19 protein-coding genes and 1 pseudogene are annotated in these 19,227 nt (G+C 72.6%); 5 read left to right on the top strand and 15 right to left on the bottom strand.

From position 1 onward, the window contains the following. Nucleotides 1-116 precede the first annotated feature (116 nt). Both ACU6P3_RS25120 and ACU6P3_RS25115 read left to right on the top strand, forming a co-directional pair. Nucleotides 117-1,058, top strand: a complete 942-nt coding sequence (locus ACU6P3_RS25120; protein WP_447194220.1) for a CAP domain-containing protein — start codon at nucleotides 117-119, stop codon at nucleotides 1,056-1,058. A 75-nt stretch (nucleotides 1,059-1,133) separates the two neighbouring features. After that, nucleotides 1,134-1,652: a winged helix-turn-helix transcriptional regulator gene (locus ACU6P3_RS25115; RefSeq protein WP_447194219.1), complete on the top strand. Its 519-nt coding sequence runs from the start codon at nucleotides 1,134-1,136 to the stop codon at nucleotides 1,650-1,652. Here the strand turns inward: ACU6P3_RS25115 and mutM are convergent. The 10 genes and pseudogenes from mutM to fakA form a co-directional block, all read right to left on the bottom strand. Then, nucleotides 1,571-2,527, bottom strand: coding sequence for a bifunctional DNA-formamidopyrimidine glycosylase/DNA-(apurinic or apyrimidinic site) lyase (gene mutM / locus ACU6P3_RS25110; RefSeq protein WP_447194218.1), 957 nt, complete (start codon nucleotides 2,525-2,527; stop codon nucleotides 1,571-1,573). The genes ACU6P3_RS25115 and mutM overlap by 82 nt on opposite strands. A 373-nt stretch (nucleotides 2,528-2,900) precedes the next feature. Then, nucleotides 2,901-3,648: pseudogene (gene rnc, locus ACU6P3_RS25105) on the bottom strand (ribonuclease III); the annotation flags it as partial. A gap of 19 nt (nucleotides 3,649-3,667) precedes the next feature. Beyond that, the gene (gene rpmF, locus ACU6P3_RS25100; RefSeq protein ID WP_030753522.1) at nucleotides 3,668-3,841 is read right to left on the bottom strand and encodes a 50S ribosomal protein L32; all 174 of its coding nucleotides are present in this window, start codon (nucleotides 3,839-3,841) and stop codon (nucleotides 3,668-3,670) included. Nucleotides 3,842-3,843: 2 nt separating this feature from the next. After that, nucleotides 3,844-4,476: a YceD family protein gene (locus ACU6P3_RS25095; protein WP_447198064.1), complete on the bottom strand. Its 633-nt coding sequence runs from the start codon at nucleotides 4,474-4,476 to the stop codon at nucleotides 3,844-3,846. 185 nt (nucleotides 4,477-4,661) lie between these two features. Beyond that, nucleotides 4,662-5,858 (bottom strand): F0F1 ATP synthase subunit B, encoded by a 1,197-nt coding sequence (locus ACU6P3_RS25090; RefSeq protein ID WP_447194217.1) that lies wholly within the window; start codon nucleotides 5,856-5,858, stop codon nucleotides 4,662-4,664. Nucleotides 5,859-5,969: 111 nt separating this feature from the next. Next, on the bottom strand, nucleotides 5,970-6,449 hold the full coding sequence (gene coaD, locus ACU6P3_RS25085; RefSeq protein WP_037804377.1) for a pantetheine-phosphate adenylyltransferase: 480 nt from the start codon (nucleotides 6,447-6,449) through the stop codon (nucleotides 5,970-5,972). 26 nt (nucleotides 6,450-6,475) lie between these two features. Continuing rightward, nucleotides 6,476-7,060 carry a 16S rRNA (guanine(966)-N(2))-methyltransferase RsmD gene (gene rsmD, locus ACU6P3_RS25080; RefSeq protein ID WP_447194216.1) on the bottom strand — a complete coding sequence of 195 codons (585 nt, stop codon included), beginning with the start codon at nucleotides 7,058-7,060 and terminating at the stop codon, nucleotides 6,476-6,478. A gap of 235 nt (nucleotides 7,061-7,295) precedes the next feature. After that, nucleotides 7,296-7,868, bottom strand: coding sequence for a hypothetical protein (locus ACU6P3_RS25075; protein WP_447194215.1), 573 nt, complete (start codon nucleotides 7,866-7,868; stop codon nucleotides 7,296-7,298). A 224-nt stretch (nucleotides 7,869-8,092) separates the two neighbouring features. Continuing rightward, nucleotides 8,093-10,336, bottom strand: a complete 2,244-nt coding sequence (gene recG, locus ACU6P3_RS25070) for an ATP-dependent DNA helicase RecG (RefSeq protein WP_447194214.1) — start codon at nucleotides 10,334-10,336, stop codon at nucleotides 8,093-8,095. A gap of 88 nt (nucleotides 10,337-10,424) precedes the next feature. Further along, nucleotides 10,425-12,209: a fatty acid kinase ATP-binding subunit FakA gene (gene fakA / locus ACU6P3_RS25065; RefSeq protein ID WP_447194213.1), complete on the bottom strand. Its 1,785-nt coding sequence runs from the start codon at nucleotides 12,207-12,209 to the stop codon at nucleotides 10,425-10,427. 154 nt (nucleotides 12,210-12,363) lie between these two features. Between fakA and rpmB the strand changes: the two genes are divergently transcribed. Then, nucleotides 12,364-12,549 carry a 50S ribosomal protein L28 gene (rpmB, locus tag ACU6P3_RS25060; protein WP_003957616.1) on the top strand — a complete coding sequence of 62 codons (186 nt, stop codon included), beginning with the start codon at nucleotides 12,364-12,366 and terminating at the stop codon, nucleotides 12,547-12,549. A gap of 97 nt (nucleotides 12,550-12,646) precedes the next feature. Here the strand turns inward: rpmB and thiD are convergent, their stop codons facing one another. Then, on the bottom strand, nucleotides 12,647-13,459 hold the full coding sequence (gene thiD / locus ACU6P3_RS25055) for a bifunctional hydroxymethylpyrimidine kinase/phosphomethylpyrimidine kinase (RefSeq protein ID WP_447198063.1): 813 nt from the start codon (nucleotides 13,457-13,459) through the stop codon (nucleotides 12,647-12,649). Between the two features lie 135 nt (nucleotides 13,460-13,594). Then, entirely contained in the window at nucleotides 13,595-14,575 is a 981-nt protein-coding gene (locus ACU6P3_RS25050; RefSeq protein WP_352085585.1) for a thiamine-phosphate kinase, read from the bottom strand. A 244-nt stretch (nucleotides 14,576-14,819) separates the two neighbouring features. On the opposite strand from ACU6P3_RS25050, the gene ACU6P3_RS25045 reads away from it, so the two are divergent. Next, nucleotides 14,820-15,053: an Lrp/AsnC ligand binding domain-containing protein gene (locus ACU6P3_RS25045; RefSeq protein ID WP_344271165.1), complete on the top strand. Its 234-nt coding sequence runs from the start codon at nucleotides 14,820-14,822 to the stop codon at nucleotides 15,051-15,053. A gap of 20 nt (nucleotides 15,054-15,073) precedes the next feature. Further along, nucleotides 15,074-15,571, top strand: coding sequence for a DUF3515 domain-containing protein (locus tag ACU6P3_RS25040; RefSeq protein ID WP_447194212.1), 498 nt, complete (start codon nucleotides 15,074-15,076; stop codon nucleotides 15,569-15,571). Between the two features lie 235 nt (nucleotides 15,572-15,806). Here ACU6P3_RS25040 and ACU6P3_RS25035 read toward each other — a convergent pair whose 3' ends face one another. The 3 genes from ACU6P3_RS25035 to ACU6P3_RS25025 form a co-directional block, all read right to left on the bottom strand. Next, complete coding sequence (locus tag ACU6P3_RS25035) at nucleotides 15,807-16,979, bottom strand: D-alanine--D-alanine ligase family protein (RefSeq protein ID WP_447194211.1); 1,173 nt, start codon at nucleotides 16,977-16,979, stop codon at nucleotides 15,807-15,809. 376 nt (nucleotides 16,980-17,355) lie between these two features. Beyond that, the gene (locus ACU6P3_RS25030) at nucleotides 17,356-18,357 is read right to left on the bottom strand and encodes an NAD(P)H-dependent glycerol-3-phosphate dehydrogenase (protein ID WP_447194210.1); all 1,002 of its coding nucleotides are present in this window, start codon (nucleotides 18,355-18,357) and stop codon (nucleotides 17,356-17,358) included. Next, nucleotides 18,354-19,100, bottom strand: coding sequence for a lysophospholipid acyltransferase family protein (locus ACU6P3_RS25025; RefSeq protein ID WP_030753487.1), 747 nt, complete (start codon nucleotides 19,098-19,100; stop codon nucleotides 18,354-18,356). Before ACU6P3_RS25025 ends, ACU6P3_RS25030 begins: the two co-directional genes overlap by 4 nt. Between the last annotated feature and the right edge of the window lie 127 nt (nucleotides 19,101-19,227).

Below are 19,227 nucleotides of genomic sequence, written 5' to 3'. Positions count from 1 at the left end.
ATTGCCCGTGGATCCCGTCGCCCCCGCACGCCATGCCGTACAGTCCCCTCGCAATGAGCCTCACTCGTACGGGTGAGCCATGTTGTCGTCGAGAGCATGAGGAAGGCACACAGCAGATGGGACGCCACCGACGCTCCGCCGCAGCCCCGCCCGCCCCCGATGACCGCGCGGACGAGACCGGCCGGAGGAGACGGGTCGCCGCCCCCGTGCGCACGGGACTGCTCGGCGCCTCCGCGGCCATGGCCGTGGGGGCCGTGGCGGTCGCCTCGGGGCTGCTGCCCGGTGGCGGCAACGAGTACACCGTCGGCAGCGCGGGCGGCGGTCCGGTCAGGACCGAGGGCGCCCCCGAACTCCACCAGCAGGGCGGCTCCTCCGACGAGCCGACCCGCGAGGCCTCGGTCTCCCCCAGCCGGAGCGCCGAGCGGGGCGAGGCCCCCGCCAAGTCCTCGTCGCCCGCCGCGGAGAAGCAGTCCGCCACGCCGTCGCAGAAGTCGAAGCCGGCCGCCGCCCCGGAGCGGGACAAGCCGGCGCCGGAGAAGAGCGAGACGTCCTCCGAGCCCGAGCAAACCCGGAGTTCCGCGCCCTCCGACAGCAAGGCCCCGGCGTCCGAGCAGCCCACGGAGGACCGCTCCGCCGTGGCACCCGGCGCGGGTTCCGGCTCCTCCGGCGGCGGCGACACCACCGCCCCGGACGAGGCCGCGGTGCTCGCGATGGTCAACGACGAACGGGCCAAGGCCGGCTGCAAGCCCCTGCGGGCGGACTCCGGCCTGGCCAGGCTGGCGCAGAAGTTCAGCGACGACATGGCGGCACGCGGATTCTTCGACCACACGGACCCGGACGGGAAGACCCCCTGGGACCGCGCCGACAAGGCGGGCGTCAAGGGCCTGGGCGGGGAGAACATAGCGCGTGGCCAGTCGAGCGCCGACGCGGTGATGGAGTCCTGGATGAACAGCGACGGACACCGCGCGAACATACTGAACTGCGACTACACCCGGCTCGGTGTGGGTGTGCACCACGGGCCGGGCGGCCCGTGGTGGACGCAGGACTTCGGCTTCTGAGCCGTACTCACCTGCCGCTCACCTTTCGAAAGCGCCATCCATCCGGGTGGCGCTTTCGAGTTGTAAGGTGACGATATGGACGATCCCACCGTCGTGGCCGCCCCGGGCGAGACCCGTGGCCCGGACGAGGCCCTGGTCTTCGACGTGTTCTCCCGGTGCTGCCCCTCGCGCGCCACCCTGGAGCACGCGACGGGCCGCTGGGGCAGTCTCACGCTCGGCGCGCTGTACGAGAGCGGCTGCCGCTTCAACGAACTGCGGCGGCGGGTGGACGGTGTGAGCGAGAAGATGCTCTCCCGGACCCTGCACGCGCTGGAGCGGGACGGCCTGGTGCACCGCGACGCGAAGCCGGTCAATCCGCCGCGCGTGGACTACGCGCTGACCCCGCTGGGCCGCGCGGTCGCCGGACAGCTCCTCGCGCTGATCGAGCTGGTGGAGGGCCGGATGTCCGAGGTGCTGGCGGCGCGGGAGCGCTACGACGCCACGCGGGAACGCCACGAAGCCGCGGAGCGGGGTTACGACGCCGGGCGGGAACGGGACGGCGGTGTACGGGAACGGGACGGCGGCACGGTCACGACGGCGCGCGGCGGGCGCTGACAACGCGGGCAGAAATAGCTGGACCGGTTCATCCAGGGCCGCCGCCGCATGGGCGTCCCGCACCGGCGGCAGGGCTCGTCCTCGCGCCCGTACGCGTCGAGCGACCGGTCGAAGTAGCCGGATTCCCCGTTCACGTTGACGTACAGGCTGTCGAAGCTGGTGCCGCCCACCGCCAGCGCCGCGTTCATCACGTCCCGTACGTGACCGAGCAGTTCCACCGAGCGCGGCCGGGTGAGGGTCGGGGTCGGACGGTCGTAGTGCAGCCGGGAACGCCAGAGCGCCTCGTCCGCGTAGATGTTGCCCACGCCGCTGATCAGCGACTGGTCGAGCAGGGCGCGCTTGACCGTCGTACGGCGCAGCCGTAGCGCGGTGTGGAACGCGGCGTCGTCGAACGCCGGGTCGAGCGGGTCGCGCGCGATGTGCGCGATGACGTCCGGCAGTCCGTCGGGGGTGGTGTCGTGGAGCGAGAGCCCGCCGAAGGTGCGCTGGTCGACGAAGCGGAGCTCGGTGGGGACCGAGCCGGAGAGGACGGGGGTCCCGGTCGTGCCGGTGGTCCCGGTGTCGGTGAACCGGACACGGATCCGCAGGTGCTTCTCGTCGGGCGCGTCCTCGGGGCGTACGAGCAGCTGACCGCTCATCCCGAGGTGGCCGAGCACCGAGAGACCGGTGTCGGCGAGCGGCAGCCAGAGGTATTTGCCGCGTCGACGCGCCGTGCCGATGGTCCGGCCGGTCAGACGGGCCGCGAAGTCCGCGCCGCCCGCGAGGTGCCGCCGTACCGCACGGGGGTGCAGCACCTCGACCGCGGCGATGGTACGGCCGCTCACCCAGCGTTCGAGTCCACGCCGGACGACTTCGACCTCGGGCAGCTCGGGCACGACGGGCTCCTTGACGGACGGCGGGAGACAAAGGCCCGCCCCTCATGCCGTACCACGACACGAGGGGCGCGCACAAAGGACTTGCGCGGGAGCCGTCAGGCGGGCGCCTGCCGGCCCGTGGCACCCGGCCCCGCGACCGGACCAGTGGTGTCAGGGTCCGTGGTCTCCGGGCACATGGTGTCCGCGTCCGTGGTGTCCGGGTCCGTGGTGTCCGGGTCCGTGGTCTCCGGGCCGGCGGCCGCCGCATCCGGCGCCGCCGTGACCGAGGCGGCCCGGTCCGCGGAGCTGCGCTGCGGCGTGGCGGCGGGGGCCTCGGGAGCCTGTGCGCCGTCGGCCCCGGCAGCGGCGTCGACACCGGCGCCCTCCGTGGCCTTCGCCGCCTCCCGCTCGTCCGCCGCGGCCCGGATGGCCCGCCACGCGGACTCCGCCGCCTGCTGTTCCGCTTCCTTCTTGCTGCGGCCGGTGCCGGTGCCGTACGAGACACCACCGACGCGGGCGGCAGCAGTGAAGGTCTTCTCGTGGTCCGGTCCCGTCTCCGTGACGACGTACTCGGGAACCCCGAGTCCCTCCGCCGCGGTCAGCTCCTGGAGACTGGTCTTCCAGTCCAGGCCGGCCCCGAGGTTCGAGGACTTCTCGATCAGCGGGTCGAAGAGCCGGTGCACCAGCTCGGACGCCGCGTCGAGGCCCTGGTCGATGTAGACCGCGCCGATCACCGCTTCGAGTGTGTCGGCGAGGATGGACGCCTTGTCCCGGCCTCCCGTGCCCTCCTCGCCCCGGCCGAGCCGGATGAAGGAGCCCAGTTCCAGGCCCCGGCCCACCCCCGCCAGCGCACGTGAGTTGACCACCGCGGCCCGCAACTTCGCGAGCTGGCCCTCGGGCAGATCCGGGTGGGTGCGGTACAGCGTGTCCGTGACCACCAGGCCGAGCACCGAGTCCCCGAGGAACTCCAGCCGCTCGTTGGTGGGCAGGCCGCCGTTCTCGTACGCGTAACTGCGGTGCGTCAGCGCACGCACCAGAAGGGCGGTGTCGAGCCGATACCCGAGCCGCCCTTCCAGAAGCGTGTGAGGCGAGGCCGTACTGAGGTTGTCTGGCTGCTTCTTGGCAGGGGACAGTTCAGACATCGAGCCTCTCACCAGCCGCTCAGACCTCGAGGACCTGGCGCTTGTTGTACGTGCCGCAGCTCGGGCACGCGATGTGCTGGAGCTTCGGCTCCTGGCAGCGCTCGCACGCCACCAGGGTGGGGACCGCAGCCTTCCACTGCGACCGGCGGTGGCGCGTGTTGCTGCGCGACATCTTCCGCTTCGGAACAGCCACGGCTACTTCTCCTGCTTCTTGTCGACGCCCGCTTCGGCGCCGCCCATGTCGTCCTTCTCGCCGTCCGTGACGGTCTCGGCGAGTTCTTGCAATGCCGCCCAACGGATGTCGACGGCATCGTGGTGGTGGCCCGGATTCTCGTCCAGCCTGATCCCGCATTCGGAACACAGGCCGGCGCAGTCCTCCCGGCACACCGGCTGCATCGGCAGTGTGAGCACCACCGCATCACGCAGCACGGGTTCGAGGTCGAACAGGCCGTCCTCGACGAACAGCGTGTCCTCGTCCTCGTCGTCCTCCGGCTCCGCGCGGACGCGGCCCCGGTCGTCGACTTCGTGGTACGAGAACAGCTCCTGGAAGTCCGCCGTCACCTCGTGGCCCAGCGGCTCCAGACACCTTACGCACTCCCCCTCGGCCGTCGCGCGGGCGGTGCCCGTGACGAGCACCCCCTCCATGACGGACTCGAGACGGAGGTCCAGCTCCACGGGTCCGCCCCGGGGCACCTCGATCACCCCGGCGATCCCGAGGTCGAGGGGCGCGGGGACCGAGCGCTTCAGCTTCTGGAGCGCACCGGGCCGCCGCCCCAGCTCGTGTGTGTCGAACACGAGGGGATTGCGGTGGTCGAGGCGCGCGTTCAGGGCTTTTCCCGCTTTCGGATCGTGGGGTCGGGGGCCGCCGTCGTCGCGGAGGCGAAGCGGGCAGCCGGGGCCGCGGGTGTACACGCGACCGAAGAGCCAGGGTACTGGACCGGTCGCCGTAGGCCCAATCCGGTCCTCCCTGACCGGCGGTGTCCGCCGTGTTCCGCCGTCCGTCGACGGTGGGCTCAGCGCCCCTGCTCGTACCGGCGCAGCTGGTCCATGTCGATCATGCTGGTGTCGAAGAAGCTGGTCTCGTCGAGGGCCGACTGCTCCGGCCGGCCGGTCCCCGCGGGCAGGGCGGGCTGCTGGGACTGGCCGGCGGGCTGCTGCCAGCCGTAGTCCGGGCCGTAGCCCTGCTGCTCGTAGCCGTAGGGCTGCTGCTGATAGCCACCGTACGCGGCGTCCTGCTGCTGGTACGCGGCGTAGCCGGACCCGGCGTAACCGGGGTCCTGGTAGCCCGTGCCCTGGGCCATGCCCGGATAGCCCTGCCCGGGGTCCTGGTATCCGGCGTCCGACTGGGCGTAGGCGGGGTCCATGTAGGGGTCGGGGACGGCGGGCGGGGCCTCGGGAACCACTGGGGCGGCCGGCGGCTGCGGGGGCGCCGGTACGGGCGCGGGGGCCCCCGGTGCCCGGGCGCCGGCCCCGAGGTCCGCCGCGGCGTCCCCGGGCGTCCCGGCGAGGCCCGCGAGGTAGTCGGCGTCGCTGGTGCGGCCCTGCGGGCCGGCCGCGTCCTGGGCCGCCATGTGCGCGCCGAGTTCGTCGGTGGCGATCCGGCCGTGCAGCTTCTGCCTGCCGCGGCCGACCGCCTCGAGGGTCTTGGACAGCACGGCCTCGAAGGCGCCGAGCTTGGCGTCGACGTACTCGTCGGCACGGCCGACCAGGGTCGCCGGGTCCGAGCTGTACTCGGGGGCGTCGTCGTCCTCGCCGCCGGTGCCGGGCGAGCGGCCGAGCAGCTTCTCGCGGCCCCGGTCGACCGAGCCGATGGTCTTGGTGAGGACGACCTCGAAGTTGGCGAGCTTGGAGTCGACGTAGTCGTCGGCCTCCGCCCGGATCTCCTCGGCCTCCCTGCGGGCCTCGGCGAGGATCCGGTCGGCCTCCTCCTGGGACTGGCGGGCGATCGCGGTCCCGGCCAGCAGCGTGGCGCGCTCGGCGCGCGCCGCCTCGAGGATCCGCCCGGCCTCCTGCCGGGCCTGCTCGGCCATCTGTTCACGGCCGCCGATCAGCTCCTGGGCCTGCGCCAGCGAGCCGGGGAGCGCCTCCCGCACCTCTTCGAGCATCGCGAGCAGTTCGGCGCGGTTCACCACGCAGGAGGCCGACATGGGCATCGAGCGGGCACTGCCCACCGTGTCGACGATCTCGTCGAGCTTCTTCTGCACGTCCACCGTGTGCTCGCCACTCTCTACAGCTGGTTGGGAGACGGACGCAACGACTGTACGGCCAGCGGCGGCCCCTCGGACACCGGATGACGGGCCGTCAGCCCGCCGCGCCGGTCGTCAACGCGCGCGCAGGCGTTCGAGCAGCGCGCTGTGCACGGCCGGAGGCAGCAGGTGGGAGACGTCACCGCCCCAGGTCGCCACCTCCTTGACCAGGGAGGAGGAGAGGAAGCTGTAGGTGGGGTTGGTGGGGACGAACAGGGTCTCGACGCCCGAGAGCCCGTTGTTCATCTGCGCCATCTGGAGTTCGTAGTCGAAGTCGCTGACCGCTCGCAGCCCCTTGACGATGGCGGGGATGTCGCGCTCCTTGCAGAAGTCGACGAGCAGCCCGTGGAAGGACTCGACCTGGACATTGCCGAACTCGGCGGTGGCCTCACGGATCAGGGCGATCCGCTCGTCGATCGTGAACAGGCCCTTCTTGGACTTGTTGATCATCACCGCGACGTGTACGACGTCGTACAGCTTGGAGGCGCGGGCGATGATGTCGAGATGGCCATTGGTGATGGGGTCGAAGGACCCCGGACAGACGGCGCGGCGCACCTGAATTCCCTCGCTCTCCGGTCCGGTCATCGTGCTGCTTCACTACGAGAGGCGGCGCGACCGTACCAAAGCGTTCCCTCGCCGTAGCGGCGCGAACGCACGGGTTCGAACCCCTCCGGCCAGCCGAACTCCCCGCCCCTGGTGCTGCGTTCAACGGTGGCGACGGCGGCGGCGGCGAGCCAGCCCCCGGTGCGGAGTGTGAGCAGGATCTCCCGGAGATCGTCATCGGCGACGGCGTACGGCGGATCGAGGAAGACGAGGTCGTAGGGGAGGCTCGGCGGTGGGCCCTGGACGACCTGTTCGGCCTTGCCGGCCCGCACCTCGGCGCCGGGCAGCGCGAGCGCGGCCACGTTCGCCCGTACGGTGCGCGCGGCGCGCGCGTCGGCCTCGACGAGCAGCGCGTGGGCGGCCCCGCGCGAGAGGGCTTCGAGGCCGACGGCGCCGGACCCGGCGTACAGGTCGGCGACCCGGATGCCGTCGAAGCCACCGAGGAGCGATTCCCAGCTGGAGAAGAGGCCCTCGCGCGCCCGGTCGGAGGTGGGACGGGTGCCGTTGCCGGGCGGCACGGCCAGTCGGCGTCCGCCGGCGGTCCCGGCGATCACGCGGGTCATGGGCGTGGGTCCTCGTTCTTGTGGGCTGGTGGGCCGGTGGCCGGTGGCCGGTGGGCCACGGGTACCCCTCCACGATATGGCGTACGCGGGGTGAGCAGGCCGGAGCGCACGCGAGAGGAGTCTTCCAGTGCCGGGACGGGCAACCGGCAAGGTTTGCCCGTCAAGGAGCGGCGTCCGGTGCGTGTGATCGCAAGGCGGCCAGGGGGGGCCGGGATGAGGCGGACCACGGTGACGGTCAGGATTCCGGAGGAGACGACGTAGCGGATGATCGCGCCGGAGACGACGGCCTCCCGCCGGTCCCTGTCGCCGTCGACCCGCGTGGAGCCGTGTCCGTACGGCTGGGCGCCGATCGTGCGTGCGACGGCGGCCCGGAAGGCGTCGGGGCCGGCGAGCTTTCCCAGGGCCTGTTCGACGGCCGGGGCGCAGGCGACGCGGTACCCCACGCGGCGGCCGTCCCCGAACCGCCGGCGGCCTGTTGCCCGGCGCGCAGGAGGACGTCCACCCGGTCGATCGCGTCGCCGGGGATGACCTCCAGGGCCCACTTGCGGACGAGCGCTCCAAGAGCGTTGGGCGGCGCGGCGGCGAACTCCGCGTCGAACTCCCCGCGCAGCCGCTCGGGCAGCGCGGCCCGCACGTCCGGGACCGTCAGGGGCACCTCGAAGCGCTCGCCGCACACGGTCACGGTGACCGGCCCGTGGACCTCGTACGCCGCCGGCCTACGGTCCAGTTCGGCGAACGCCGCGTTCCGTTCCCGGACGCGCCGGACGGCGTCGTCCTCGTCGGGATCGGCGGGAATCGACTCGGCCACTGTCCCTCACTCCTTTCGCCGCGGGCACGCCGGCGCCACCCAGGCCCGCGCGCCGCGACCCGTCCGTCGGCGGGCCGTTCGCGCGCACCTGAGAGCGCCGTGACATCGCCGCCCGTCACGGAAGGCCCGGCCGTCCCGTGCGTCACACCGCGGGCACGGCCCTTGTCGACCCTTCTCGGCCCTTCAGGCCCTTGTCAGCGCTCGTCATCCCCTGTCACCCTTTGTCACCCCTTGTCAAGGTACTGCTCCCGTTCCGCGTCCAAGAGGGCGTCCAGGGCCGTGCGCAGCTCCGGGGAGTGCGTCAGGTCCGGGTCCTTGGTCACCACCGCCACGGCCTCCTCCCGGGCCGCCGCGATGACCTCCTCGTCGTCGATCACCGCCAGCATCCGCAGCGAGGACCGCACACCGGACTGGGCCTGACCGAGGACGTCGCCCTCGCGGCGCTGTTCGAGGTCGATCCGGGACAGCTCGAAGCCGTCCAGCGTGGCGGCGACCGCGCCGAGCCGGGCCCGGGCGGGGCTCGCCTCCGGCATGTCCGTGACCAGCAGACACAGGCCGGGCGCCGAGCCGCGGCCCACCCGGCCGCGCAGCTGGTGCAGCTGCGAGACCCCGAACCGGTCCGCGTCCATGATCACCATCGCCGTGGCGTTGGGCACGTTCACCCCGACCTCGATGACCGTCGTCGCCACGAGCACGTCCACCTCGCCCGCCGCGAACCGGCGCATCACCGCGTCCTTGTCGTCGGGCTGCATCCGCCCGTGCAGGACCTCCACCGCCAGGCCCGCCAGCGGTCCCGCCCTCAGTTGCCCGGTGACCTCCAGAACCGCGAGCGGGGGCCGCTTCTCCGCCTCGTCCTCGGCCGACTGGCCGGCCTTCTTCCCCGCCTTCTCGGCCTTTCCGCCCTTCCCGCCGCTCTCGGCCTTCTCGTCCTCGGCGTCGCCGATGCGCGGGCAGACGACGTACGCCTGGTGCCCCTTGGCGACCTCCTCCCGCACCCGCTCCCAGGCCCGCGCCAGGAAGTGCGGCTTGTCCAGCGCCGGGACCACATGGCTGGCGATCGGCGAGCGGCCGGCCGGGAGCTGGTCCAGTACGGAGGTCTCCAGGTCCCCGAAGACGGTCATCGCGACCGTGCGGGGAATGGGCGTGGCGGTCATGACCAGCAGGTGCGGCGGCTGCTTGCCCTTGGAACGGAGCGCGTCGCGCTGCTCCACACCGAAGCGGTGCTGCTCGTCCACCACCACCAGGCCCAGGTCGTGGAAGCGCACCTTGTCCTCGATCAGGGCGTGTGTGCCGATCACGATCCCCGCCTCGCCGGTGACCAGGTCCAGCAGCGCCTGCCGCCGTGCCGCCGCGCCCATGGAGCCGGTGAGCAGCACCACCTTCGTGGCCTGCTCCGCCCCGCCGAGCATCCCGCCTTGGGCCAGTTCCCCCATCATCTCCGTGATCGAACGGTGGTGCTGCTGGGCGAGGACCTCGGTGGGCGCCAGCATCGCGGCCTGACCGCCCGCGTCGACCGTCGCGAGCATCGCCCGCAGCGCGACCAGCGTCTTGCCCGAGCCGACCTCTCCCTGGAGCAGCCGGTGCATCGGGTGCTCGGTCGCGAGGTCCGCGAAGATCTCCGCCGTGACCTTGCGCTGTCCCTCCGTCAGCGTGAACGGGAGCCGGGCGTCGAACGCGTCCAGCACCCCGCCCGCCACCGGCTCGCGCGGCACGGCCGGCAACTGGCTGTCCGCGAACCGCCGCCGGGCCAGCGCGACCTGGAGCACGAACGCCTCGTCCCACTTCAGGCGCGTCCTCGCGTCCTCGATGTCCGCCCGGTTCTCCGGCCGGTGCACCTTGAGCAGCGCCTCCGGCAGCGGCACGAAGCCGCGCCCCGCGCGCAGCGCCTCCGGCAGCGGATCGACCGCCTCGCCCGCCCTCGGCAGCACCGCGTCCACCGCCTTGGTGATCTTCCAGGACTCCATGCCCTTGCAGGCCGGGTAGATCGGGATCAGCTTGCCCGCGAACGCGTCCACGGCCTCCTCGGTGTCCTCCGCGTCGCCGCTCCTGCCGAGCGGGACGTACGTGGGGTGCGCGAGCTGGAGCTTGCGGTTGAAGACGGACACCTTGCCCGCGAACATGCCCCGGCTGCCCGGCGGCAGCTCCTTGTGCGGCTTGTGCAGGCCCCGGCCGAAGAAGACCAGCTGGAGCCGGCCGCTGCCGTCGGTCAGGGTGATCTCCAGGCGCTGTCCCCGGCCCTGGTTGAACGTGTGGATCCGGGAGTCGGCGACCTGGGCGACCACCGTGACGTCCTCGTCCAGCGGCAGGTCGGACAGCGGGGTCAGCCTGCCGCGCTCCTCGTAGCGCCGGGGGTAGTGGTGCAGCAGATCGCCGACCGTGTGCAGGTCCAGGTGCTCGGCCATCACCTTCGCGGTGGCGGGGCCGAGCGTCTTCTTGAGAGGTTCATCCAGCGCGGACACGGGATCCATTGCACACCACCGCACTGACAAACGTCGCGCACCCCGGCGGCACGGCAGCTCACAGCCGTGCCGCGGGCACCGGCCGCTCCCCCGCCCGCTACTCCACCCCGACGAGCAGCGGTGGCGACTGCGGTCCGCCGCGGTAGACGACCGTGTCGACCGCCAGGTGCCGCTCCCGTACGTACGCCTCCAGGCGGTCGGCCAGCGACTGCGGCACCCCGTCGGCGAGGACCAGCGTCACCAGCTCGCCACCCGCGGCCAGCATCCGGCCCAGGACCGCCTCCGACGTGGCGGCGAGGTCCACGCCGATCACCGCCACGTCGCCGTCGATCAGTCCGAGCACGTCCCCCGCCTGGCAGACCCCGGCCGAGGTCCACGACTGCCGTTCCGCGACGGCGAGTTCGGCGTACCGCGTGGCACCCGCGGCGGCGGTCATCGCCACCACGTCCTCGTCGAAGCGGCGGTCGGGCTGGTGCACCGCGAGCGCGGCGATGCCCTGGACTGCGGCCCGGCTCGGCACGAGGGCGACCCGTACGCCTTCCGCGCGCGCCTGCTCCGCGGCCGCGGCGGCGGTGTGCCGCAGTTCGGTGTCGTTCGGCAGCAGCACCACCTCGTGGGCGTGCGCGCGCCGGATCGCCTCGACCAGCTCTCCGCTGGCCGGCGCCTCCCCCGGGCGCGCGAGCACCGTCGTGGCGCCGGCCCGCGCGCACAGCTTCGCGAGCCCTTCACCGGGCACCACGGCGACCACGGCGCGCTGCGCCCGCTCCTGGGGACGCGGTGCCGGCCCGGCCGGGGCGGCACCGAAGTGGGTGATGCGGATGCGGTACGGCCGGCCCGCCTCGACCCCCGCCTCCACGGCGGCCCCCGCGTCGTCCACGTGCACATGGACGTTCCACAGCCCGTCGCCGCCCACGACGACCAGGGAGTCCCCGAGAGCGTCGAGGCGCCGACGCAGCCGGGCCACGGCGTCGTCCTCCGCCTCCAGCAGATAGATCACCTCGAAGGCCGGCCCGTCCGCCGCGGCGTGCGGATCGGCCCCCTCCGTGTCCTCGCACCCCACGTGCGTGCCGTGCCGCCCGTGGTCCCCGGATCCACCGGGTCCGTCCGGTCGGCCGCCCTTCTCGTCGACAGCGTCCTTCCGGCGCCGGCGGAAGGCCGTCGGCGGGGGCGTGGGCACCTCGCCCGTCACCGCCCGCACCAGGGCACCGAACACCGTGAGCAGTCCGCGTCCCCCCGCGTCCACCACGCCCGCCCGGTCCAGGACGGCGAGCTGGTCCGGGGTGGCGTCGAGCGCGGTGCGCGCGCCCGCGTAGGCCGCGCGCACGGCGGTCCCGTCGTCCGGCGGGCCCCCGGCGCCGGTTTCCGGGTCGGTGGCGCACGCCGCCTCCGCCGCCGCCTCGGCCACGCTCAGAATCGTTCCCTCGACCGGATGCGCGACGGCCTCACGGGCCAGCTCGGCCGCCCGCCGCAGCGCGGGACCGAGCCGGCTGCCGTACTCGGCGGCCGGGCCCGCGGCCGCCTCCGCCGGTCCGTCCGCCATCCCGCGCAGCAGCTGCGCCAGGATCGTCCCCGAGTTCCCCCGGGCCCCGATCAGCGCGCCGTGCGCCATGGCCCGCACGACGTCGGCGGCGGCCGGCTCCGTCCCCCCGGTCTCGTGCGCGGCGAACACCGCCTCGACCGCCTGGGCCGCCGACTCCACGGTCAGGTAGAGATTGGTGCCGGTGTCACCGTCCGCGACCGGATAGACATTGATCGCGTCGATCTCCTCGCGTTCCCGGCCGAGGGCCTCCAGCGCCAGCGCGCACCAGTTCCGTACGGCTGCGGCGTCGAGGGTCTGCGGCACCTGATGATCCTCCTTGAGCGGCCGGGATGCCCGATGCATGGAGGGTATAGTTTTCTCCTGCTGCGGCAGCCGTTGTATGCTGCTGCGGTTGCCCGACACCAATCGGGCCAATCCCCCGGCCACGCCACATCAGTCACTGATTCCGGCCAGCCGGATTTCTCTGTACGTGCATCTGAAGTCTTTGGAGTGACCCGTGGCTGCCAACTGCGACGTATGCGGCAAGGGGCCGGGCTTCGGCAACAACATTTCGCACTCGCACCGCCGTACGTCTCGTCGCTGGAACCCGAACATCCAGCGTGTGCGTGCCGTGGTCGGTCGGACGCCGAAGCGGCTCAACGTCTGCACTTCCTGCATCAAGGCCGGCAAGGTCTCGCGCTGACGCCTGCGTCGTGGCGCAGCCCCTGCGGTTGCCTTGAAGGGCCGGTCCACCTCGGTGGACCGGCTTTTTGCCGCGCTCGGGGCGCGCACGCTCCGTGTCAGCGTGAGCGCCACGCGTGGTCCACCGGACCGATGCCGGCACCCAGCGCGAACCCCCGCGCGATGGCACCGGTCACATATTCCTTGGCCGCCCGTACCGCCTCGACGACCCCCTGGCCGCTCGCGAGTCCCGCGGCGACGGCCGACGCGTAGGTGCAGCCCGTGCCGTGCGTATGCCGGTTGTCCAGGCGCGGAGCGCGCAGCCAGTGCTCCTCCGAGCCGTCGCACAACAGGTCCACGGCGTCTCCCCGCAGGTGCCCGCCCTTGATCAGCGCCCAGCGCGGCCCGAACGCGAGCACGGCGTCGGCCGCGCGCCGCAGTCCCTTCTCGTCCTCCACCCGTACGCCGGTGAGCTGGGCCACCTCGTCCAGGTTGGGGGTGGCGACGGTCGCGGCGGGCAGCAGCCGGGTCCGTACGGTGTCCAGGGCGGACGCGGCCAGCAGCGGATCGCCGTGCTTGGAGACACCGACGGGGTCGACGACCACCGGGGCGTCGGTCCCGGCGAGCAGTTCGGCGACGGCCTGGACCACCTCGGCGGAGGAGAGCATGCCGGTCTTCACGGCCTGGACCCCGATGTCGTCGACGACACTGCGGTACTGGGCCCGTACGGCCTCGACGGGCAGCTCCCAGACGCCCTGTACCCCTTGGGAGTTCTGCGCGGTGACGGCGGTGAGCACGCTCATCCCGTGCACCCCGAACGCCAGCATCGTCTTCAGGTCGGCCTGGATGCCCGCGCCGCCGCCGGAGTCCGAACCGGCGACGGTGAGGACACGAGGCGGCACGGGCGAGGAGGGCGGCACGGGCGCGGATATCGGCATGGACCCGAATCTACTCGGCGCCGTCCGGCTCCACCCGGCGCCGTCCGGCTCCACCCGGCACCGTCCGGATCGCGCGGACCGGCCCGCTCCGGGCCCCGCGGCCCTTGTTCCGTCCCGGTCCCCGCGGGCCTACAGGTCGTCCAGGTCGTCCTCGACGTCCCCGAAGTGGTCCCAGCCGCCCTTCCTCGTCCACGGTGCCCCGTCCACCGTCACCTGCGGCAGCGCCGAGGGGTTGAGCACCTCGCCGATCACCTTCCACCGGGCAGGCAGCTTCACGTCCGGCGGGAACGTGGCGACGATCGCGTGGTCCTCGCCCCCGGTCAGCACCCACTGGATCGGGTCGATGCCCACCGCCTGACCGATGTCGTTCATCTGCGTCGGGATGTCGATCAGACCTGACCGCAGATCGATCCGGACCTTGCTGGCCTCCGCGATGTGCCCGAGGTCTGCGACCAGCCCGTCGCTGACGTCCGTCATCGCCGTGGCGCCGAGTCCGGCCGCCGCAGGGCCCGCGTGGTACGGCGGCTCCGGCCTGCGGTGGGCCTCCACGAACGCGCGGGGCGAGCGGAAGCCGCGGGAGAGCACGGCGTGCCCCGCCGCCGACCAGCCCAGCCAGCCGGTGTACGCGACGACGTCGCCCGGCTGCGCGCCCGCCCGGGTCACCGGGTCGTGGTTGCGCAGATCGCCGAGCGCCGTGATGGAGATGGTGATGGTGTCCCCGCCCACGACATCGCCGCCGACCACGGCCGCGCCGGCGACCTGGCACTCGTCCCTGAGGCCGTCCATCAGCTCGGTGGGCCAGGTGACCGGGAGTTCGGCCGGGACGACCAGCCCGAGCAGCAGCGCGGTGGGCACCGCGCCCATGGCCGCGATGTCCGCCAGGTTCTGCGCGGCGGCCTTGCGGCCGACGTCGTAGGCCGTCGACCAGTCGCGGCGGAAGTGCCGTCCCTCCAGGAGCAGGTCCGTACTCGCCACGACCCGCCGGTCCGGTGCCGCCACGACCGCGGCGTCGTCGCCCGGCCCCAGCCGCACCGCCGGGGTGGTGGTGAGCCGGGAGGTGAGCTCCCTGATGAGCCCGAACTCCCCCAACTCGCCCACGGTTCCCTTCACCGAGTCTCCCCTCTCTTCACCGGGCCGCACCTGCGGTCGCGGGCCCTGACTGCTGTCGGTAGCGTCATGTCGGACGTCCCTGCCGGAACGTCCGGGTGCGACGTCCGTACCGGACGTCGACTTCCTCTTCCGTCTGCCACACCGCCGACGCCACCGGGCGTACGGGTCTCCCCTCGGCCGTCGGCGACGCGATACCGTGGCGTCTCTTCTCCCACATGATCCTCGTGGCCGCCCTGGAGGTTCCGTGGTACAGGCGTACATCCTCATCCAGACCGAGGTGGGCAAGGCGACGACGGTCGCCGAGACCATCTCCAAGATCCCGGGAGTGATCCAGGCCGAGGACGTCACAGGCCCCTATGACGTGATCGTGCGCGCACAGTCCGACACCGTGGACGGACTGGGCCGCATGGTCGTCGCCAAAGTCCAGCAAGTGGAAGGCATCACCCGCACCCTGACCTGCCCCGTCGTGCATCTGTAGCCCCCGTCTAGGCTGGGCCGGTGACTTCCTCCCGCCGCCCGTCCCCGCGCAGGCTATCCGGCCGTCCGCTCCGCCGCCTGCCCGCCGTCGTCCTGTTCGTGGCCGTGGCGGGCTGTTCCTCCACGGACGCCCCGGCACCGGTGACGGTTCCCGGTCCGTCGGCCGGGGAGGCGGCCCTCTGCCGTGCCCTGCACGAGGAACTGCCGGGGGAGATCGCGGGCCTGGAACGCGGCGACACCGACCCCGCGTCCGATCTGACCGCCCAATGGGGCGGCGGGGCCATCGTGCTGCGGTGTGGCGTTCCCCGGCCCGAGAGGATGAGCGACCCCCAGGCGGACGCGGTGGAGGCGGACGGCGTCAACTGGATGCTCGAAGAGCGGGAGTCGGGGCCGCGTTTCACCTCCACGTACCGCAAGACGTATGTGGAGGTGACGATGGACGAGCGGTTCACCCATGACTCCACACCGCTCGCGGCACTGGCGGCACCGGTCCGCGAGACCATCCCACCGAGCGTCTGACGAACCCGGGCCCGGCCGCGCGCGTACACACATGCCCGTACGGAACGGAACGGCGCGGACCGACCCTGACGAGCCGCTGGGGACCGGCGAGTCCGGGCCACCGGCGACTCCGCGGCACACGGGCCGGTCCGTCAGCCGGGGCGCGGCCGGACGGCCCGTACGGACGATCCGGTGCCGGGCCCGGCGCAGCCGCCGGGCCCGGCACCGATACCGCCCCGTACGCTTCCCGGACCGCTCAGCGCAGCCCCGTCGGCCGGCGCAACGCCGCCTGGATCAGCCGGTCCACCAGCTCCGGGTAGCTCACTCCGCTCTCCTGCCACATCCGCGGATACATGGAGATCGGCGTGAACCCGGGCATGGTGTTGATCTCGTTGATGACGAACTCGCCTTCCTCGGTGAGGAAGAAGTCGGCCCGCACCAGCCCCTCGCAGGAGGCCGCGTCGAACGCCTCGACCGCGAGCCGCTGGACCTCGGCCGTCTGCGCCTCGGTGAGCGGCGCGGGCACCAGGCCGGCCGCCGAGTCGATGTACTTGGCCTCGAAGTCGTAGAAGTCATGGGCGCTGACGGGCGGGATCTCGGCCGGGAGGCTGGCCCGCGGCCCGTCCTCGAACTCCAGCACCCCGCACTCGATCTCCCGGCCGCGCAGCAGCGCCTCGATCACGATCTTGGGGTCGTGGCGCTGGGCCTCGGCGATCGCGTCGTCCAGGTCCGCGGGGCCGTCGACCTTGCTGATGCCCATGGACGAACCGGCGCGGGCGGGCTTCACGAACAGCGGCCAGCCGTGCTCGGCGGCGAAGTCGACGATCTTCTTGCGGGCATCCGCTCCCTCCGCGCCCGCGGGACCCCGCTCCCACTCCCGCGGCCTGATCACCAGGTACGGGCCGACAGACAGCCCGAAGGAGGTGAACACCCGCTTCATGTACTCCTTGTCCTGCCCGACGGCCGAGGCGAGGACGCCCGCGCCGACGTAGGGAATGCCGGAGAGCTCCAGCAGGCCCTGGAGGGTGCCGTCCTCACCGTAGGGCCCGTGCAGCACGGGGAAGACGACATCGACGTCACCGAGCACCTTGGGCACCGAGCCGGGCTCACTGTAGACGACCTCCCGGCTCCCGGGGTCGAGGGGCAGGAGGACCCCGCCCTCCGTGGACTCGGCGATCTGCTCGACGCTGGGCAGAGCGCGGTCCGCGATGGCCATCCGCCCGGGGTCGTCGGCGGTGAGCGCCCAGCGGCCGTCGGTGGTGATGCCGATCGGCAGGACGTCGTACTTCGTACGGTCGATGGCGCCGAGGACGGCACCCGCCGTGACCACCGAGATGGCGTGCTCGGAGCTGCGTCCGCCGAAGACGACGGCCACGCGCGGCTTGCGGAGCGGCTGCTCAGGGCTCTGGGAGGAGTTCTCGCTGCTCATATCGCGTTGAGGGTACCTGTTGGTAGGGCCCGCGTCAGCGTTGACGGCGCGGGGTGGGTTTTCTGAGTGCGCGGTCCACCTCCGGGGCGCGGACCGCGGACTCGCGGCACGCCCGCCGGGGGTGGACGGTACGTCCGGGGTAGCCACGTCCGCCGGCGAGTGAGCCGAAGGGGCGCGCCGCTGTCGAAAGGGAGGCTGTGCTCGATGTGCGGCTCCGCCGCGTGGCGGAGGTTTGTGAGGCAGCGTCGATGTGCGGCTCCGCCGCGTGGGCAAACCGAGCACGGTCGACCGTCGACAGTGGCCGCGGCCGGAGGCCGCTGATGGATGCAGCAAGCGCCCCGGAGGCGAACCGAGCCCTGGAAAAAAGGGGGCCCCTTCAGCGGCGTTCGGGCTTGGCGCTGCGCGACATCAGTTCCCGCAGCGCGACCAGCGGCGGCTTCCCGCTGTGCACGATGTCCACGACGGTCTCCGTGATCGGCATGTCGACGTCATGGCGCCGCGCCAGATCCAGCACCGACTCACAGGACTTGACGCCCTCCGCGGTCTGCTTGGTGACCGCGATGGTCTCCTGGAGGGTCATGCCCCGGCCGAGGTTGGTGCCGAACGTGTGGTTGCGGGAGAGCGGCGAGGAGCAGGTGGCGATCAGGTCGCCCATGCCGGCCAGCCCGGAGAAGGTGTGCGGGTCGGCGCCCATGGCCAGGCCGAGCCGGGTGGTCTCGGCCAGGCCCCGGGTCATCAGCGACGCCTTGGTGTTGTCGCCGAGACCCATGCCGTCGGCGATGCCCACCGCGAGCCCGATCACGTTCTTGACCGCGCCGCCGAGTTCGCAGCCGATGACGTCGGTGTTGGTGTACGGGCGGTAGTACGGGGTGTGGCAGGCGGCCTGGAGCCGTCGCGCGACTTCCTCGTCCCGGCAGGCGACGACGGCCGCGGCCGGCATCCGCCCGGCGATCTCCTTGGCCAGGTTGGGACCCGTGACCACCGCGACCCGCTCGGCGGGTGCCTTGGCGACCTCCTCGATCACCTCGCTCATCCGCTTGGCGGTGCCGAGTTCGACGCCCTTCATGAGCGAGACGAGCACGGTGTCGGAGGGCAGCACGGGCGCCCAGTCCGCGAGGTTCTCCCGCAGCGTCTGGGAGGGCACCGTGAGCACGGTGAACTCGGCGTCGCGGGCGGCCTCGGCCGGGTCGGTCGTCGCCCGTACCCCGTCGGGCAGTTCGAACCCGGGCAGGTAGTCCGGGTTGGTACGGGTGGTGTTGATGGCGTCGGCGACCTCCTGGCGGCGGCCCCAGACGGTCACCTCGCACCCCGCGTCGGCGAGGATCATGGCGAACGCCGTGCCCCACGAACCCGCTCCGAAGACGGCGACGCGCGTCACTTGGACCCCTCTTCCGCGGCCTTGCGCCGCTGTTCTGCCCGTACCTGGCGATGGTCGTACAGGGCGGTGGGCACCGGCTCGCCGCGCAGTTCGGCGAGCAGTTCGGTGATGGCCGCCATGATGACCTCGGTCGCCTCCCGCAGCAATTCGGGGGTGATCTCCCGGTCGTAGAAGCGGGAGAGGTCGACGGGCTTGCCGACGAGCACGCGGTGCGTCTTGCGCGGGAAGAGATCGGGCTTCTTCGCGTACGGCGGCAGGACGAGGTTGGCGCCCCACTGGGCGACGGGGATCACCGGGCAGCGGGTCTGGAGGGCGACCCGGGCGACCCCGGTCTTCGCGGTCATGGGCCACAGGCCGGGGTCGCGGGTGAGGGTGCCCTCCGGGTAGAAGGCCACGCACTCGCCGCGCTCCACCGCGTCGATGGCGGCGCGGAACGCGCTCAGCGCGTCGCTGGTCTCGCGGTACACGGGGATCTGGCCGGTGCCGCGCATCACGGCGCCGATGAATCCCTTGGTGAACAGGCCGTGCTTGGCGAGGAAGCGCGGGACGCGGCCGGTGTTGTACTGGAAGTGGGCATAGGCGAACGGGTCGAGATGGGAATTGTGGTTCACCGCGGTGATGAATCCGCCGTCGGCCGGGATGTTCTCCGCCCCTTGCCAGTCCCGCTTGAGCAGAACGAGCAACGGCGGTTTCGCGATGACCGCCGCCAGGCGATACCAGAAGCCGATCCTACGGCGGGACACTCGGACACCTTCCTCTTCTCGCCCGGCCCACTGCCCGGCTGCCGGGGGTCAAGTCTGGCCCCGGGCCCCTGCTCTGTCGAGAACACCGTACGCCTCGCTTTCCGGGCCGCCTCTGTGGGCCGGGAGC

The organism is Streptomyces hebeiensis (assembly GCF_052983195.1).
Note: the sequence above shows the minus strand (reverse complement) of the source record. Positions and strands in the feature narration are given on the sequence as shown.

Excerpts from the sequence above, each read along its gene's own strand:
- ACU6P3_RS25120 (WP_447194220.1), top strand. The coding sequence starts at position 117 with ATGGGACGCCACCGACGCTCCGCCGCAGCCCCGCCCGCCCCCGATGAC.
- ACU6P3_RS25115 (WP_447194219.1), top strand. The coding sequence starts at position 1,134 with ATGGACGATCCCACCGTCGTGGCCGCCCCGGGCGAGACCCGTGGCCCG.
- rsmD (WP_447194216.1), bottom strand. The coding sequence starts at position 7,060 with ATGACCCGCGTGATCGCCGGGACCGCCGGCGGACGCCGACTGGCCGTG.
- ACU6P3_RS25035 (WP_447194211.1), bottom strand. The coding sequence starts at position 16,979 with ATGAGCAGCGAGAACTCCTCCCAGAGCCCTGAGCAGCCGCTCCGCAAG.
- fakA (WP_447194213.1), bottom strand. The coding sequence starts at position 12,209 with ATGCATCGGGCATCCCGGCCGCTCAAGGAGGATCATCAGGTGCCGCAG.
- recG (WP_447194214.1), bottom strand. The coding sequence starts at position 10,336 with ATGGATCCCGTGTCCGCGCTGGATGAACCTCTCAAGAAGACGCTCGGC.